At 68.2% G+C, this 16,197-nt stretch carries 13 protein-coding genes; 1 reads left to right on the top strand and 12 read right to left on the bottom strand.

The window, feature by feature from the left end; genetic code table 11:
* Positions 1 to 45 precede the first annotated feature (45 nt).
* Positions 46 to 450 carry a gas vesicle protein GvpJ gene (gene gvpJ / locus VGV13_12340; GenBank protein HEV8641881.1) on the top strand — a complete coding sequence of 135 codons (405 nt, stop codon included), beginning with the start codon at positions 46 to 48 and terminating at the stop codon, positions 448 to 450.
* A 437-nt stretch (positions 451 to 887) separates the two neighbouring features.
* Here gvpJ and VGV13_12345 read toward each other — a convergent pair whose 3' ends face one another.
* From VGV13_12345 to VGV13_12400, 12 genes are all read right to left on the bottom strand, one after another.
* Positions 888 to 1,412 carry a type 1 glutamine amidotransferase domain-containing protein gene (locus VGV13_12345; GenBank protein HEV8641882.1) on the bottom strand — a complete coding sequence of 175 codons (525 nt, stop codon included), beginning with the start codon at positions 1,410 to 1,412 and terminating at the stop codon, positions 888 to 890.
* 208 nt (positions 1,413 to 1,620) lie between these two features.
* A complete protein-coding gene (locus tag VGV13_12350; GenBank protein ID HEV8641883.1) occupies positions 1,621 to 3,075 on the bottom strand; it encodes an NAD-dependent succinate-semialdehyde dehydrogenase in 1,455 nt (484 codons plus the stop codon).
* Between the two features lie 234 nt (positions 3,076 to 3,309).
* Positions 3,310 to 4,644 (bottom strand): amidase, encoded by a 1,335-nt coding sequence (locus VGV13_12355; GenBank protein ID HEV8641884.1) that lies wholly within the window; start codon positions 4,642 to 4,644, stop codon positions 3,310 to 3,312.
* A 183-nt stretch (positions 4,645 to 4,827) separates the two neighbouring features.
* Positions 4,828 to 6,858, bottom strand: a complete 2,031-nt coding sequence (locus VGV13_12360; GenBank protein HEV8641885.1) for a TRAP transporter large permease subunit — start codon at positions 6,856 to 6,858, stop codon at positions 4,828 to 4,830.
* On the bottom strand, positions 6,855 to 7,523 hold the full coding sequence (locus VGV13_12365; protein HEV8641886.1) for a TRAP transporter small permease subunit: 669 nt from the start codon (positions 7,521 to 7,523) through the stop codon (positions 6,855 to 6,857). Before VGV13_12365 ends, VGV13_12360 begins: the two co-directional genes overlap by 4 nt.
* A gap of 71 nt (positions 7,524 to 7,594) precedes the next feature.
* Positions 7,595 to 8,740 carry a C4-dicarboxylate ABC transporter gene (locus VGV13_12370; GenBank protein HEV8641887.1) on the bottom strand — a complete coding sequence of 382 codons (1,146 nt, stop codon included), beginning with the start codon at positions 8,738 to 8,740 and terminating at the stop codon, positions 7,595 to 7,597.
* Positions 8,741 to 8,838: 98 nt separating this feature from the next.
* Positions 8,839 to 9,582 carry an ABC transporter ATP-binding protein gene (locus VGV13_12375; protein HEV8641888.1) on the bottom strand — a complete coding sequence of 248 codons (744 nt, stop codon included), beginning with the start codon at positions 9,580 to 9,582 and terminating at the stop codon, positions 8,839 to 8,841.
* On the bottom strand, positions 9,579 to 10,334 hold the full coding sequence (locus VGV13_12380) for an ABC transporter ATP-binding protein (GenBank protein ID HEV8641889.1): 756 nt from the start codon (positions 10,332 to 10,334) through the stop codon (positions 9,579 to 9,581). The genes VGV13_12375 and VGV13_12380 overlap by 4 nt, the downstream gene beginning before the upstream one ends.
* Before the next feature lies 1 nt (position 10,335).
* Positions 10,336 to 11,334, bottom strand: coding sequence for a branched-chain amino acid ABC transporter permease (locus VGV13_12385; GenBank protein HEV8641890.1), 999 nt, complete (start codon positions 11,332 to 11,334; stop codon positions 10,336 to 10,338).
* Between the two features lie 142 nt (positions 11,335 to 11,476).
* Positions 11,477 to 12,355, bottom strand: coding sequence for a branched-chain amino acid ABC transporter permease (locus VGV13_12390; GenBank protein HEV8641891.1), 879 nt, complete (start codon positions 12,353 to 12,355; stop codon positions 11,477 to 11,479).
* Positions 12,355 to 14,646: a hypothetical protein gene (locus VGV13_12395; protein HEV8641892.1), complete on the bottom strand. Its 2,292-nt coding sequence runs from the start codon at positions 14,644 to 14,646 to the stop codon at positions 12,355 to 12,357. The genes VGV13_12390 and VGV13_12395 overlap by 1 nt, the downstream gene beginning before the upstream one ends.
* Positions 14,647 to 14,718: 72 nt before the next feature.
* Positions 14,719 to 16,089, bottom strand: a complete 1,371-nt coding sequence (locus tag VGV13_12400; GenBank protein HEV8641893.1) for an ABC transporter substrate-binding protein — start codon at positions 16,087 to 16,089, stop codon at positions 14,719 to 14,721.
* Between the last annotated feature and the right edge of the window lie 108 nt (positions 16,090 to 16,197).

Raw genomic sequence — 16,197 nt, forward strand, 5'->3', positions numbered from 1 at the left:
CGTTGGTGCTGATTCATCGGCACCGTCCTTGCACCCCGAACGAGCATGGCCGTCCAGAGGTCGCTCACGACGAAGAGTTACGCCGACGTGCTCGAGCGAGTGCTCGACAAGGGCGTCGTCGTCGATGCCCGGCTCAGTATTTCCCTGGCCGGCATCGGCCTCATCGGCTTCGATGCCCTGGTGGTGGTCGCGTCGATTCCGGCGTTTGTGAAGTTTTCCCGGGCGGAGGAGCGCGACGGTGCCACGTTCCCACCGCCGGAGACCCGGCCGCAGACGGAGCGGCCGATCCGCACGACGCGCGGGCCGCGCGGCGCGCGCCACCCTCTCCGCAGCTCCCCGCCGCTGCTGCGGTGCCCGCAGGGGTGCACGTTCGAGGGCGCGGGCGCGCAGCCGGTCACGACACCCTGCCCCTACCGCCCGCGCCGCGTCTGCGTGCTGCAGCCGCGCTGATCGGTTACGTCTTCGAGATGAGGAACCGCCCGAGCGCGGATAGCCGGCGTCGTTCTTGACCCGGCTGAAGCGCTCCTTCGAAGCGCTAGTGCCGTTCCAACTATTCGCGCCTAGGAAGGCACCGTGTACGTCGTTCGTGGACAGATTTAGTATCAACAAGTTGGAACGGCACTAGCCGACGATGTCGCCGTCGCGCAGGATCGCCCCCGTCGCGCAGGCTGCCGGAGCGATCCGGCGACCTTCGGCGGGCAGTCGGCGTGGGTAATCGAGATCCGCGGTGGTGGCCGGCGGCGGGTGGGTGGCGAGGGCCTCCGAGACCCGTTCGCGCCGAGCGGGACTGCGCCGAACGCGGGGTGTGCATCGGCGCCGCCGCGTACATCGGCGGCGAGCTCGTGGTCGAGGACGCTCTCGCCACCTGCCCGCCGCCGACGAGCAGCTTACGCCTTCGCCAGCGCCTGGATGATCGCCCGGCAGAACGCCGGCAGATCGTCGGGCTTCCGCGACGTGATCAGATTCCCATCGACCACGACTTCGGCATCCTTCCAATCGGCGCCGGCAGCGATCAGGTCGTCCTTGATCGAGAAGAACGACGTCGCCTTCCGCCCCTTCAGGATGCCGGCGGAGACGAGCATCCAGCCGGCGTGGCAGATGGCCGCGACCACCTTGCCCTGCTGGGCGGCGTCGCGGACGAGCTGCACCATCGCCGGGTGCCGACGCATCATGTCGGGGGCGTACCCACCGGGGACGACGATCGCGTCGAACTCCACCGCCTTCACCTGGTCGGCCTGGACGTCGACGGTGACGGGGTAGCCGTGTTTGGAGGTGTAGGACTTGGCGCCGCCCGCGCCCACCACCTTGACCTCGGCGCCCTCTTCCTTGAAGCGGTAGTAGGGCACCCACAGCTCCATCTCCTGGTACATGTTCTCGGCCAGGACCGCGATGCGCTTGCCTTCGAGCCTCATGGTCACCTCACTCAAGACTTTCGGGATGTCTTCACAAAGAACGTGCCCACCAGCGGTTGCATCTCTTTGCCGCCGCACTGGGGACACGCCGCGCTCCCCTTGTCGTGCTCGCCCATGGACATGGCCACGGTCACTTCCTTCTTGCACTTCTCACAGTAGTACTCATAGAGAGGCATACCGGCTCCCCCTCTCGACGTTGGTGTGAAGTTCAGCCCAGATTGACGACGACCGATTTCACCTCCGTGTACTCCTCGATGCCCTCGTGTCCACCTTCCCGCCCGATTCCCGACTCCTTGAAGCCGCCGAAGGGGATCTCGTGCGTGTAGCCCGTCGCGTCGTTGGCGCCGACAAGCCCGTACTCGAGCTGCTCGGCCACCCGCATGAGGCGCGCCAGGTCCCGCGTGTAGAAGTAGGCCGCCAGCCCGAAGCGGGTGGCATTCGCTCGGCGGACCACCTCGTCCTCGGCCTCGAACGTGAGAATGGGCGCCGCCGGGCCGAAGATCTCCTCCTGGGCGATCGCCATGTCGTCGGTGACGTCGAGCAGCACGGCCGGAGCGTAGAAGAAGCCCTTGGCGTGCACGCCCTCGGTCAGGTAGTGCCCGCCGCAGACGAGCCGCGCCCCCCGCTTGACCGCGTCCTCGACCAGCGCGTGGACCTTGGCGCGCGTCTCCTCGTTGATCAGCGGCCCCACCTGGGCGCCCGGCTCGAAGCCCGGGCCCACCTTCAACCGCTTCACGGCGTCGACGAACGCGGGGATGAAGCGGTCGGCGATCCCGCGCTGGACGTAGATCCGGTTGGCGCAGATGCACGACTGCCCGCCCACGCGGAGGAACTTCATCGCCACGGCGCCCTCCACCGCGGGCTCCAGATCGGCGTCGTCGAACACGATGAACGGCGCATTGCCGCCCAGCTCGAAGCTGAGGCGTTTGATCTGCCGGGCGGCCTGCTCCATGATCCCCTTGCCCACGTCCGTCGAGCCGGTGAAGCCGATCTTGCGGATCAGCGGGTGGGTGAGCAGCTCGTTGCCGACCAGGCGCGAGCGGTTGGTGGTCAGCACGTTGAGCACGCCGGCGGGCAGCCCGGCGTCCTGGGTGATCTTGGCGATGGCCAGCGCCGTGAGCGGCGTGGCCGAGGCCGGCTTGAGCACCACCGTGCAGCCGGCGGCCAGGGCCGGGGCGATCTTGCGGGTGACCATGGTGGCCGGGAAGTTCCACGGCGTTACCGCGGCCACCGGCCCGATGGGCTGGTGGAGCACCCAGTACCGCTTGCCGGGCTGGGGCGACGGGATCCACTCCCCCGTCAGGCGGCGCGCTTCCTCGGCGAACCAGCCGAAGTAGCCGAGCGAGAACTGGACCTCCTTCTTGGCCTCCTCGAAGGGCTTGCCGTTCTCGAGCGTGACCAGACGCGCCAGCTCGTCCCGGCGCTCCTGCATCAGCTCCTGGATGCCGAGCAGGACCCGCCCGCGGTCCTTGGGCGCGAGCAACGACCACTCGCGAAAGGCCGCGTGGGCCGCCGCCACCGCGCGCTGGATCTCGGGGGCGGCCCCGTTGGTGACCGTGGCCACCACGGACTGGTCGGCGGGGTTGACGATGTCGAACGTCGCGCCGCCCTCGGCAAGGATCCACTCGCCGTTGATGTACATCCGCTTGACGTCACCGCTCATGCATCGTCCTCCTGAGGAAGATACCCGCCGGGAGACCCCAAGGCTACGCCGCGGACACGAGCGTGGCTAGACGCACCGCGCCAACTCATCGGAGGGGGCCTCGGCCGCTCCGAACGCCGGCTTGGCCGGCCAGGCCGAGGAGCGAGCCTGACCAGGCCCGAGGAAGGAGCCGACCGGAGCGTACGCGATTGTGCGTGAGGATCGGCGACGATCGAGAACGAAGTCAGGCGACGCTCATCGGCATTGCATTGCCAGCCAGCGGGCCGTGCGCAGAAGACGCCCATCGCCGTGGCGCGGTCCGACGAGCTGAACGCCGAGCGGCAAGCCGTTCGCCCCCTGCATCAGCGGCACACCGACCGCGGGCATTCCGCACAGCGTCCACAGGGCGCAGAACACGGGATCGCCGGTGGAGGCCAGACCTTTGGGCGCGGTCCCGAGAGCGGCCGGGGTCAGGATCGCGTCGTAGCGCTGCTCGAACAGCTCGACGAAGCTCTGGTGGAGGGGCCGGATGCGAGCGACCGCCCGCTGGTAGTCGAGCGCGCGCACCTGTCGGCCACGCTCGAGCTGGGCCCGCAGCGACTCCGAGAGGCGGTCGCGGCCCTTCTCCCACTCCCGGTCGAGATTCGCCGCCATCTCGGCTTCCATGATCGTCCGCTGCCACTCCCATGCTTCGGCCGCCGACGGGAACAGCTCGATCTCCTCCACCCGGTCGCCGAGGTGCGCGATGAGCTCGGCGAACGCCGCCTTCGTCTCCTCGTCCGCGCGCTCCCAGTACGGCGTCTTCACGAACGCGAACATCGGCGGCAGCGGCGGCTCCTGCGTCGCCACCTCCACGAAGGGGATGCGCGCGCGCGGCCGCGTGTCCGGATCGCGCTCGTCGTAGCCCACCAGCTGCTCCGCGAGCAGCGCGAGATCCTCGACCGTGCGCGCGAACAGGCCGACGTGGTCCAGCGTGCGGGAGAGCATGTACACGCCGTGGCGCGGGATCAGGCCGTGGGTGGGTTTGAAGCCGTAGACGCCACAGAACGACGCCGGACGGATGGTCGAGCCGGTGGTCTGGCTACCGAGGGCGAGCGGCACCATGCCGGCGGCCACCGCCGCCGCCGAGCCGCTGGAGGAGCCGCCCGGCGTGTGCTCGGGATTGTGTGGATTGCGCGTCTTGCCCGGCGCGCGGACGGCGAACTCCGTCGTCACCGTCTTGCCCATGATCACGGCTCCCGCCGCGCGCAGCATCGCCACCACGGTGGCGTCACGGGAGGGCGTACGGCCGGCGTACAGCACCGAGCCGTTCTCGGTGGGCATGTCGGCGGTGTCGATGATGTCCTTGATGCCCACCGGCACGCCGTGCAGCGGCCCGGTCGGCCGCCCCTCCCGGCGCCAGTCGTCGGCTGCCCGGGCCTGACCGAGCGCGTGAGCGGGATCGAGGAACGCCCAGGCCTGGACTCGCGCGTCCATTTCGCCCACCCGCGCCAGGCACGCCTCGACCAGTTGCTCCGAGCTGATGACACCGTCACGGATCAGCCGCGCCGCCTCCGACGCCGACACCCAATAGAGATTCGTCAAATCCATGGCACGCGCGCCGCCGGCCGGCGGGGGGCGATCGGAGAGAGTCCGGATGACCCGTTCCTGCCGCGTGATCCTGCGAAACAGCGGGGGCGAATGGGAATGGCGCGCGGGTGATCGGTTCTCGGCGCCTCGTGGTCAGAGGACCCTCTCCGGTCGTCCCCCGCCCGTCGGCGGTAATGTCGGGGCTCAGGCGCCATACAAGAACTCAGGAAGCCACAGCGTCATGCCCGGCCAGATGTACATGAACACGAGGCAGATGAGGACGATGATCATGTACGGCATCATGCCGGCGAAGATCTGGTTCAGTGTGACGTGCTTGGGCGACACGCCCTTGAGATAGAACGCCGACATCGCCACCGGCGGGGACAGGAACGCCGCCTGGAGGTTGACCGCCACCATGATGCCGAACAGGACCGGGTCCACCTGGAAGTGGGTCAGCAGCGGGATGAAGATCGGGCAGAAGATGACGATGATCTCCGTCCACTCCAGCGGCCAGCCGAGCAGGAAGATGATCAGCTGAGCTATGACCTGGAACCCCAGCGGCGACAGGTTCATGCTCAGCACCCAGCGCTCGATCAGCCCCTGGCCGCCGTGGAGCGCGAACACCGCCGAGAACAGCGCCGAGCCGATGAAGAGCCAGCACACCATGGCCGTCGTCTTCGCGGTCAGGAAAACGGACTGCTTCATGTTCACGCGCAGGTCTTTCGACGTCCGGAGATTCCAAAGCCCCGGAACGACGGCGCCGGCGAGCGTCCCTCCGATCGAGCCGGCGACCACGAGGGCGGCCCAGTCCTCGCCCTGCCACCACCCGAGCGTGAACCCGATGATGAACCCGACCAGGCTCCACCACCAGACCTGACGCGCGTACTTCGCCATGACCGCCAGATACAGCGCACCGAGGGCGCCGATCGCCGCGGACTCGGTGGCGGTGGTGATGCCGAACAGGATGACCGCCAGCACGACGACCGTGAGGACGCCGAGCGGCACGACGGACACGACCAGCTCCTTCAGGATCTCGAGCTGCTCGCCGTCCATGCGCCAGAAGTAGTAGAGGAGGAGCAGGCCGGAGGCCGTCGCCAACCCCCAGAACCAGGCATAGAAGTGCCCGGGGATTCTGCCCACGCCGGCCACGCCGGTCGGCTCGGCTATCGGCAGGCCCAGCTGCTCGGGTGGCCCCGCGGCGGCCTTGGGCGTTTCCGCCGGCTCGGCCGTGGAGGCAACGCCCAGCTCCTGCGGCGTCTCAGGCTCGGCCACGGCCGGTCCCCCCCCCAGCGGCTGGGGGCCGCCCTCGGCCGGCGTGGCCACCGCAGCCGTGGGCGCGTTGTAGATGACGACGTACCACCACGTGGCGCCGAAGGTGCCGACCGTCAGCAGCAACGGCACCGAGAGAGCGAGCAGGTTCTTGACGATCAGGTCGTAGCCGGCCGGGCGCCCGTCGGGCATCCGGGCGCCGCGCACGAGGGCGGGTCGAAACGCAGCCACGACGAGGCCGGGAACGATGGACCGGAACCGGCCGCGCTCGAGCCGCTGCATCCACTCCGGCACCGCCACGCGGTACTCGTTGGGCGACAGCCTGGGCGCGATCCTCGGATTGATGATGGCCCAGCCGAGGATATAGACGAGGTACAGGAACGTGAGGAAGAAGCCCGGCAGCATCGCCGCCGCGTAGAGCTTGACGATCGACTGCCCCGCCACCGCCGCGTAGACGATGAGCATGACCGAGGGCGGGATGAGGATGCCGAGCGTCCCGCCGGCCGTGATGACCCCCGAGGCCAGGCGAACGTCGTAGCCCGCTTTCAGCATCGGCCGCATCGCGATCACGCCCATCAGCACGACCACGGCGCCGACGATCCCGGAAGCGATGCCCCAGAACGCCGACACGATGAGCGTGGTCACGGCCAAGGACGCCGGCACCCGGCGGAAGGCCAGCTGCACGCTGTGGAACATCCGGTCGACCAGCGCCGCCCGCTCCATGATGTAGCCCATGAAGACGAATAGCGGGACCGACAGCAGCGTGTCGTTGGTCATCACCCCGTATGTCCGCTGGACGATGAGGTCGAAAGCGCGGTTGTCCCACCAGTGCGCACCGGGCGTCCAGAACGCGATGTAGCCGAAGATCATACCCAGGCCCATCAGCGTGAACGCGGTCGGAAAGCCCATCATGATGGCCAGCACGATGAGCCCCAGCATCGTCAGGCCCAGCGACGGGTCGCTCATGGGTTCTTGTGTTCCACCGCGCTGCGGTGGCGGGCGGCCTCGTCGATCGCATGCGCCCCTTCGACGGCCACGCGGCGCGACTCCTCGTCCACGTACTCGCTGTGAGAGAGCTGGGTCTCGATCACGTCGATCTCTTCGACGTCCTCGAGCCGCGGCGGCCAGGCTCCAGTGCGCAGGCACACGATGCAGCGGACGATCTCGCCGAGCCCCTGAAGCATGACCACCACACCGGCGATCGGGATCACGGATTTGAAGTGATAGACGGGCGGCCCCTCGGCCGTCACCGTCGAGTGCTCGCCGATGCGCCAGGAGATGGCGGCGTAGTCGTAGCCCGCGTAGATCAGGCCCAGGATACCGGGGATGAAGAACAGCAGATACAGCGTCAGGTCCAGCGCGGCCTGGGCGCGCGGTCGCAGGTAGATGTAGACGAAGTCGGCGCGGACGTGCCCGGCCGCGGCGAGGGTGTAGGCGCCACACATCATGAACAGCGTGCCGTACAGCATGTTGTTGAAGTCGAAGATCCAGGCCGTGGGGGCGTTGAGGATGTAGCGTTTGAACACTTCGAGGGATACCACGAAGGTCAGGCCCACGATCAGCCACGCGAAGGCCTTGCCCGACCAGTAGCTGACCTGGTCGACGGCTCGGAGCAGGGCCTGAGCGGTCATGCAGGCAGAAAACCAGCCAGCCACCCGGCGCGGGCCGGATGGCTGGCCTGCCGCGAAGGCGTCACGGAGAACTAGCTCTTCTTGGGCCCTGGCTGGGCCGGCCGGCCGAAGTAGTGGTTGTAGGCCATCTCACGCCTGACGTTGGTGTCGAGATCCCACTTCACGGCGCGGGCCGCGAATGCCTTCTGCGACGCGGCGACCTCCTTGAACATCGGGTTGTCGGCCGACCTCTTCACCAGCACCTCGTCGAAGATCTGGAGCTGCTTCTGGAGGACGGAGGCCGGGGTCTTGTAGACCTTGACCTTGTCCTTGGTCTGCAGCTCGATGTAGTCCTTCGAGTAGCGGTCGATCGCCTTCCACGACAGGTCGGCCGAGGCCGCCTCCACCGCGTTCTCGATGATCGCCTTGATCTTGGCCGGCAGCGCATCGAACTTGGTCTTGTTGAAGGTGATCTCGAACTGCTCGGCGTTCTGGTGATAGCTCTGCAGCATGTAGACCTTGGAGACGTCGGCGAAGCCGAGGATGCGGTCGGAGGTCGCGTTGTTGAACTCGGCGGCATCGAGCAACCCCCGGTCCATGGCCGGCACGATCTCGCCGCCGGGCAGGGCGTTCACTGCCGCCCCCAGGCCGGTGAACAGGTCGATCGAGATGCCGACCGTGCGGAACTTGAGGCCCTTGAAGTCGTCGGGCTTGGTGATCGGCTTCTTGAACCAGCCGAGCGGCTGCGTCGCCATCGGGCCGTACGGGAAGGACACGACGTTGGCGCCGATGGAGGCGTAGAGCTTGTTGAGCAGCTCCTTGCCGCCGCCGTACTTGTGCCAGGCCAGCAGCATGTTGGCGTCCATGCCGTAGGCGGGACTGGACCCCCAGAGCGCGAGGGCCGTCTGCTTGCCGTAGTGGTACACCAGCACGCCGTGGCCACCGTCGAGGGTGCCCTTGGACACGGCGTCGAGCAAGCCGAAGGCCGGCACCACCGCGCCGGCGGGCAACACCTCGATCTTGAGGTCGCCGCCGGTCATGTCGTTGACCTTCTTGGCGAAGTCGAGCGCGTACTCGTGGAAGATGTCCTTGGACGGCCAGGTGCTCTGCCAGCGCATCGTGATCGGGCCCTGCGCCTTGGCGACCATCGGGAAGGCGAGCGTCGCCGCGCCGGCGGCCGCTGCGCCCTTGAGGAACGTGCGGCGCGGTGCTTCGGGTGTCGTCTGCTGGTTGCTCATGCGTCGTCTCCTCTCAGGATGTTTCTCCGGTGAAGTGGACAGACCGCCGCGGGATTCTACCCCGCCCCTCACGACCCCCGCAAGACCATGCCAGGCTCCTACCCCCGGATGGTCTTCATGACTTCCTCGTTCTGGAACGCGCTCCGGGGGTCGCCGTGGAAGATGATCTCGCCCCGGTCGATGGCGTAGAGGCGGTCGGCCACCCGGGTCGCGTTCATCAGGTTGGACTCCGCGATCAGGACCGAGATCCCCATCCCCTTGATCTTCTTGACGGCGTCGATGAACCGGCTGACCACGACCGGCGCCAGCCCTTCGAAGGGCTCGTCGAGCAGGAGGACCGATGGCTCGAGCGTCATCGCGCGGGCGATCGCCACCATCTTCTTCTGGCCCCCGCTCAGATGGAGACCCCGCCGCTGCATGAAGGTCTTGACCTCGGGGAAGATGCCGAAGATCCGCTCGAGCGCCTGATCGGCGGTCGCGGGCGCCCGCCGGTTTCCCGACCTCCGCGTCAGCCACTGCGTGATCTGGAAGTTCTCCTCGACCGTCAGGTCGGGGAAGATGCCGCAGTCCTCTGGAGCATAGCCGATGCCGAGGCGCGCCCGCTCGTGCGCCGGCAGCCGCGTGACCTCGTGGCCGCCCAGCGCGATCCGACCGGCCCGGACGGGCAGCAGGCCCATGATGCTGTCGATGGTGGTGGTCTTGCCGGCGCCGTTACGGCCCACCAGGCAGACGGCCTCGCCAGTCTTCAGATTAAGGGACACGGTGCGGAGGATCTGCGCCGGCCCGCGGTACGTGCTGACGCCGTCCAACTCGAGCATGGCGCCCGGGCCGGCGGCCGTCATGACGACGTCGCGGTGCCCATGAGGGTCGTGGTGACGGTCGCGTTTCGGCGGATCTCGTCCGGCGTCCCGTCGGCGAGGATTGTACCCTGGTGCATGGCGACGATCCGGTCGGAGTAGTTGAAGACCACGTCCATGTCGTGCTCGATGATCGCGGCCGAGATCCCCTCGCGGCGCACCACCGAGGTGATCGTGTCCATGATGGGGGCCTTCTCCCGCGTGCTGACGCCGCTGGTCGGCTCGTCGAGGAACAGGAGCTGGGGCCGGAGCGCGTAGGCCACCGCGACGTCGAGGAGCTTGCGCTCGCCCTGGGAGATGCCGCCCGCCAGCATGCGCGCCTTGGCCTCCAGGCCGAACAGGCGCAGGGTCTCGGCCGCCTCCTCCCAGACGGCCCGGTCCCTCTCGGCCAGCGAGATGAGCTTCCGGGTCTTCCCCTCGCGCGAGAAGATGGCCAGCGCGACGTTGTCGAGCAGCGTGAGCTGGTCGAACAGGTTCACGAGCTGGAAGCTCCGCGCGATCCCGGCCTTGATCCGCCCGTGCACCGACATGTGCGTCACGTCGTGGCCCTGGAACAGGATCTGGCCGCTGTCGGGCGGGAAGAGGCCGCTGATCAGGTTGACCAGCGTGGTCTTGCCGGCGCCGTTGGAGCCGATGAGGGCCAGCACCTCGCGCTCGCGCACGGTGAAGTCCACGTGGTCGACCGCGTGGGTCTCGCCGAAGTACTTGACGAGGCTCTTCGTGACCAGGAGGCTCACCTCAGGCCGTCCTCCCCCGCCAGCGCTCGAGGAGCCGGCCCGCCGTGCCCACCACGCCGGTCGGCAGCGACAGCACGAGCACCACCAGCACCGTGCCGAGCACGAACTGCCAGTACACCGTGTTCCCCACCGCGGCGGCCTCGAGGTAGTTGTAGAGCACCGCGCCCACGATCGGACCGGCGAACGCACGGAAGCCGCCGAGCACGGTCATGAAGACGATCTTGCCCGAGAAAGTCCAGAGCAGGTTGTCCGGCGTGATGAGGCCGTTGAGCGGGACCCACAGGGCGCCGGCGATCCCGGTGAAGACGCCAGAGACGAGGAACGCCACCCACCGGTGATGCCAGACCTGGACCCCCACGAACTCGGCCCGCGTCTCGCTGTCGCGGATCGACTGGAGCGCCTTGCCGAAGGGCGAGTTCACGATGACCCACATCAGGGCCACACACGCGAAGAAGATCACCAGGATGTAGTAGTAGTAGGTATGCGACAGGAAGTCCATCTTGTCGCCCTTGGCGGTGGCGAAACCCAGCAGCGCGGGCGTCGGCACCCGGAGGCCGTCCGTCCCGCCCGTCACCCAGAAGAACTTGAAGGCGAGGCTCCACAGCACCTGGGACAGCGCGAGGGTGAGGATGCTGAAGAAGATGCGCGTGTAGCGCACACACACGACGCCGAACAGCGCGGCGACCAGGACCGAGGCCACGATGGCGCCGGCGAGGAACAGCTCCATCGAGCTGACCTTGAGGTACTTCACCATCAGGGCCACCGTGTAGGCTCCGACGCCGAAGAACGCCGCATGACCGAACGAGAGCAGGCCCGTGTAGCCCAGGAGGAGGTTGAAGCCGAGCGCGGCGATTGCCATCACCAGGCCATAGGCGAGCAGCATGGCCTGGTACTGCGTGGCCACCCACGGGTATACCAGCAGCACGACCACGATGGGAGCGACCCAGACCAGCAGCTTGGCCGGCGAGCGGGCCTCGAGGGCGACCGCCAGCGTACTCATTCGTCGGAGGGGGCCTCGACGGCCCCCTCCGAGATCCATAGTCGGAGGGGGCCTCGCGGCCCCCTCCGAACCACCCCGACGGAGTGCGCCGGCAAAGCCGGCGCTCGAACGAGCGCGTCCTCGAGGTCGGGCGGTCGCGGGCTCATGAGGCGCGCCCGAAGAGGCCGGCTGGCCGCACCAGCAGCACGATCGCCGCCATGAGGTAGAGGACCGCGAGCTCGATCTCGGGGAACCACGCGATGCCCGCCTCCCGCACCACGCCCACGATCAGCGCGCCGACCAGCGCGCCCTCCAGGCTGCCGAGCCCTCCGATCACGACGACGATGAAGGAGAGCACGAGCGCATCCACCCCCATGTCCAGCACCGCCGACTGGCTGGGCGCGATGATGGCCCCGCCGAGGCCGGCCATGAAGCAGCCGAGCGTGAAGGCCTGCACGTAGACCCGGTTCACGTTCACGCCGAGGGCGGAGGCCATGCGCATGTTCTGGGAGGTGGCGCGGAGAACGATGCCGAACCGGGTCTTGTAGACGAAGGCCCACAGGAAGGCGGCGGCGAAGCCCCCGATGGCGATGACCACCAGATTGTAGTTCGGGTACGGATTCCCTGCGATGGAGAGGCTGCCCGAGTTCTCCCAGAGCGCGCTGGCCGACAGGGGGTAGGGTCCCCACACGAAGTGCATCACGTCCCCGAGGATCATGAGCAGGCCGAACGTCACCAGGAGCTGGTACTCCTCGGCCCGCTTGTAGAAGGGCCGGAGCAGGGTGGGCTCCAGGACCGATCCCAGCAGGGCCGCCCCCACCGCGCCCGCCGGGAGGACCAGGTAGAGGACCGGCGTCGGCGTGCCGGCGACGAGCCGGCCCAGCGCCCACGCCGTCACGTAGGCACCGAAGGCGTAAATGTTGCCATGGGCCAGGTTGACGATCCGCATCACGCCGTAGATGAGGCTCAGCCCCCCGGCGATGAGAAAGAGGGTCGCTGCCGAGAGGAGCGCGTTGAGGAGATGGATGAAGAAGAAGTCCATCAGTCGGCTACGCGATAGGGCAGCACCTTCACCTCCGGGTTCACGAGGTTGCCGTTGAGCGCCAGCGTTACCAGGATCCGATAGGCGCCGGGCGGGAGCTGGCCCCGGAGATCGACGACCAGCCTGTCGCCCTGCAGCTCCCCCGAGGTTCCCGCGCTCACGACCTGGTCCCCTCCGCTCAGGACCGCGTAGTGCGCCACCAGCGCGTGCCGCTTCTGCTCGCCGGCCGGCGGGGGCCGGAACGGCTCGCGCTCGATCTTATACGATCGCTCGAACTTCGAGAGCGTTTCGACGTCCGACTGGATCTCCAGCCGGTCCCCGCGCTGCTCCGCCTTGACCACGTACGCCTTGAGCGGCAGCGCGTACTGGTCGTAGATGCCGACCGGCAACGGGTAGCTCAGGTCCCGGAACACCCCGAGCACGACCGAATCGGGCGACCATTTCTCGAGCCGGTAGGGCCCGTTGGTCACCAGGAAGTGGCCGTGCTGGCGGTGGAAGCGCCGGAGGGCCGCCCAGCGCTGCCGGGCCTCGGCGACCGTCACCAGCCCCCGCAGCGCGTCCGGGACGTAGGCCCGCCGCTCGAAGCTGTCGGCCAGCGATGCCAGCGCGTCCTTGAGCTTCCGGTCCCGCACCAGATCGAGCCAGGGCAGGCCCCGGCGCTTGGCCTCGGCCTCCGAGAAGGCGGCCAGTCCGCGCGTCACTGCCTCCTCCATCAGGACCGTGAGCTCCCAGGGAATCGCGCTCCACGGCGGCGCCACCACCGCGAGATACCGCGGATCGATGGCGCGCTTGAGGTACACGTCGACCTGGGGGACCTCGTAGATGAGCTGGACCTCGCCGTAGTCCTTGATCTGCGAGTCGATGCGCACGATTTTCACGGCGGCCAGGCTCTCGCGCAGCGTCGCCGTCGCCCGGTCGACGACGGGGTCGTAGCGGGTCCCGCCCTGCCCGTCCCGGACGCTCCAGCGGTAGGCGAACGCGAACGGATAGACGATGTCGGCGGGCGACATCTTGGTGCCGTCGTGGAACGCGGAGGCGAGGACCTGATAGGCGACCTTCGCCGGCGCCGTCGCCCCCCGGCCGACCGGACGGAGCGCGCCGGCGGCCGTGTCGGGGACGAGGGCGTCGGGCGGGATCTCCACCGAGCCGTCCGCCGAAGGGGCGGGGCGGACGCGGTTCGGCACCCAGCCGCCGTGGTTCGGCGCCGGGAACAGCGCGGGATCGCCCACGGCCAACCACATCAACCGGCCGGTCGCATCGCCGAACCCGGCGATCGGGTTCCACGCGCTGGTCGGCCGCGCCCCGCTTCCCAGGCGGAGCCAGCCGTTCCAGGGAAAGTCCTTCAGCTTGACGTCGCGGAGGAAGATCGCCGAGCCCAGCCCGGCCTGGGCGTCGTACGCGATGTTCTCGACGCCTTCCGAATACTCCACGTTCAGCGCCTCGCGCTTGAGCGTGTACCCGACGGCGACGCGCTCGCATCCCCGCCTGAGGTCCGTCACGAGCCTTCGCTCGAGGTTGGCCTGCTTGGACGGATCCGGAGGACCCAGGGTCCGATGGGCGAGCGTCTCCTCCACCGTGCGCCGGGCCCCCTCGTCCGCCAGCGTGCCCGCATGGAGGAGGTACGCCTGGAACCAACCCTGCTTGAGCCACGGCGGCCCCAGCCAGCCGTTCAGCCGCGTCTCGTGGGCGGCGAGCAGATCGCGCACGTCGATCTCCTCGAGCGTGGCGTCCCAGTCCTTCGCCCTGACGCGCCCGGGGGCGGTCAGCAGGGCTTCGGCGAGCCTCCCCTTCGCCCTGATCCTGAGCGGCGGGCCGCCGGCCTCGGACTGGGCGGCGAGCTTCTTCCTGACCGACTCGACGAGATCGAAGTGCTGGAGGTAATCGTCGTGGTACGGCGTGACCGGGTACGGATGGAAGATGAACGCGCCCTTCGTGGTCGAGAGCGTCTTGAGCGCCCGGGCGGCGGCCGCGCAGCGGACTCCCGCGTCGGCCGGAGCCCCCGACGAGCGGCCGAGCGTCAGCACGACGTACGACTTGAGCGACTCGGCGTACGCCACGTGAGGCGGGGCGACGCCTCCCGCGAACGGATCGGCGCCGAGGTACCCGTGGAGGGACTTCTTCTGGAGGAGCCGCGCGGCTGCCGCCGGCTCCATGACCTCGAGCTTGATCTCCTGCGGGTAGAAGGACGGGTAGAAGGGGATCTCGTGCCCGGCCCCGGCCCGGCCTGATGCCGAAACGAGCGCCACGAACACCAGGACGGCAAGCCGGCGCAGGATCACGGGAGAGGGCATAGGGGGGCAGGGGGGCTCTGAGCGGAAGTGGTGTTTTCTGGAGCTCAGAGCTCCCCCTACCCCCCTATGCCGTTACGCCTTGACCTTCGGCCAGGTCTTGTCGATCCAGGTGTACGTGGAGGTCGGCTCCCCCTTGGGCCAGCCGGGGGGCGCCGTGATGTTGCGGATCGGGATCGTGATGATGCGCGCCGGGTCGAGGATCGGGAACTGATACTCCGGCACGTTCTTGCTGAACCCCGTCACCGCGTCCTTGTAGCCCTGGTGGTTGTCGGGCCGGATGTACACGTAGCCCGCGGGACCCGCCATCATCATGCCCTCGAGCATCGTGATGATCGCGTCGTCCTCGGGCCACCCGCCCACGAGCTTGTTGGCCTTCTCGATGGCGGTCTTGAGCATGTAGGTGGCCGTGTACGCGCCTTCGGCCTGGAAGTTCGGGTACTCGTTGAACCGCTTGTGGTACTTCTCGACGAACGTCTTGTTGTACGGCCAGCGGTCGCCGGCCGGGTACGTGAAGTGGTAGTTCGAGTGGACGCCCGCGATGATGCCCTCGGGGTGGTCCTTGCCGATCGCGTGGGGCGCGACGCCGAACGCGATCATGCTGGCGACCTTCATCTTGTCGAACATCCCGTACCGGAGCGCCTGCTTGTAGAAGGCGACGTAGTCGCCGCCCCACACCGAGGTGGCCAGGAGGTCAGGCTTGGAGGCGATCGCCTTGGTGATGTGCGAGCTGAAGTCCGTGGTGCCAAGCTTGGGCCACCCCTCGGAGACGTTCTCGGCGTTGGGCAGCATCTTCTTCATCACGATGGTGAAGTGGTCGAACGCGTTGCGCCCGTACGAGTAGTCGGGGTGGATGTGGGCGATCCGCTTGGTCTTCGGCCAGGTCATGGCCGCCGCCACCGCGCCGGTGACGCCGTCCGCCGACTGCATGTTGGTGATCCGGAAGATGTAGTGGGGGTTCGGCACCGCCTTGTCCCACAGGAAATCGGTGCAGCCGTCGACGAAGATCGTCAGGACCTTCAGCTCCTCGGCGACCGGACCCAGGGCCGGGGTGTTGCCGCTGGAGGTGATGCCGCAGAAGAAGTCGATCTTCTCCGAGAGCTTCAGCCGGCGCAGCTCCTTGACGTTCGCGTCGGTACCGGCGTTCTCGTCCGCCTTGAGGAGCTCGATCTTCCGCTTGCCCAGCAGCCCGCCCGCGACGTTGATCTCCTCGGCCGCCAGCTGCTGGCCCTTGAACATCGGCTCGCCCAGCACCGCCGCCGGCCCGGTGAAAAACGTCATGTGGCCGATCTTGTACGGCGTGTCGGGGACGTTGCCCTTGGGCTTGTCCTGGGCCTGCGCGACGCCGACGGCCGGGAGCGCCGCTCCGGCCGATGCGGTCAGCGCAGCGCCGACGCTGACGCCCAGGGTGCTCAGAAAGTCCCGACGGTTGACTTCTCCTGCCATGTTGTCCCTCCTGGTGAAAGACCCCGGATACACGTAATTGACCTTGACGAGTGACCGACGCTGTAACATGCGCGGTGGGACCTGTCAAGGGACGCCGAATGAATTTAC

The sequence above is a fragment of the Candidatus Methylomirabilota bacterium genome, from assembly GCA_036001065.1.
Lineage (GTDB): Bacteria > Methylomirabilota > Methylomirabilia > Rokubacteriales > CSP1-6 > MNEF01.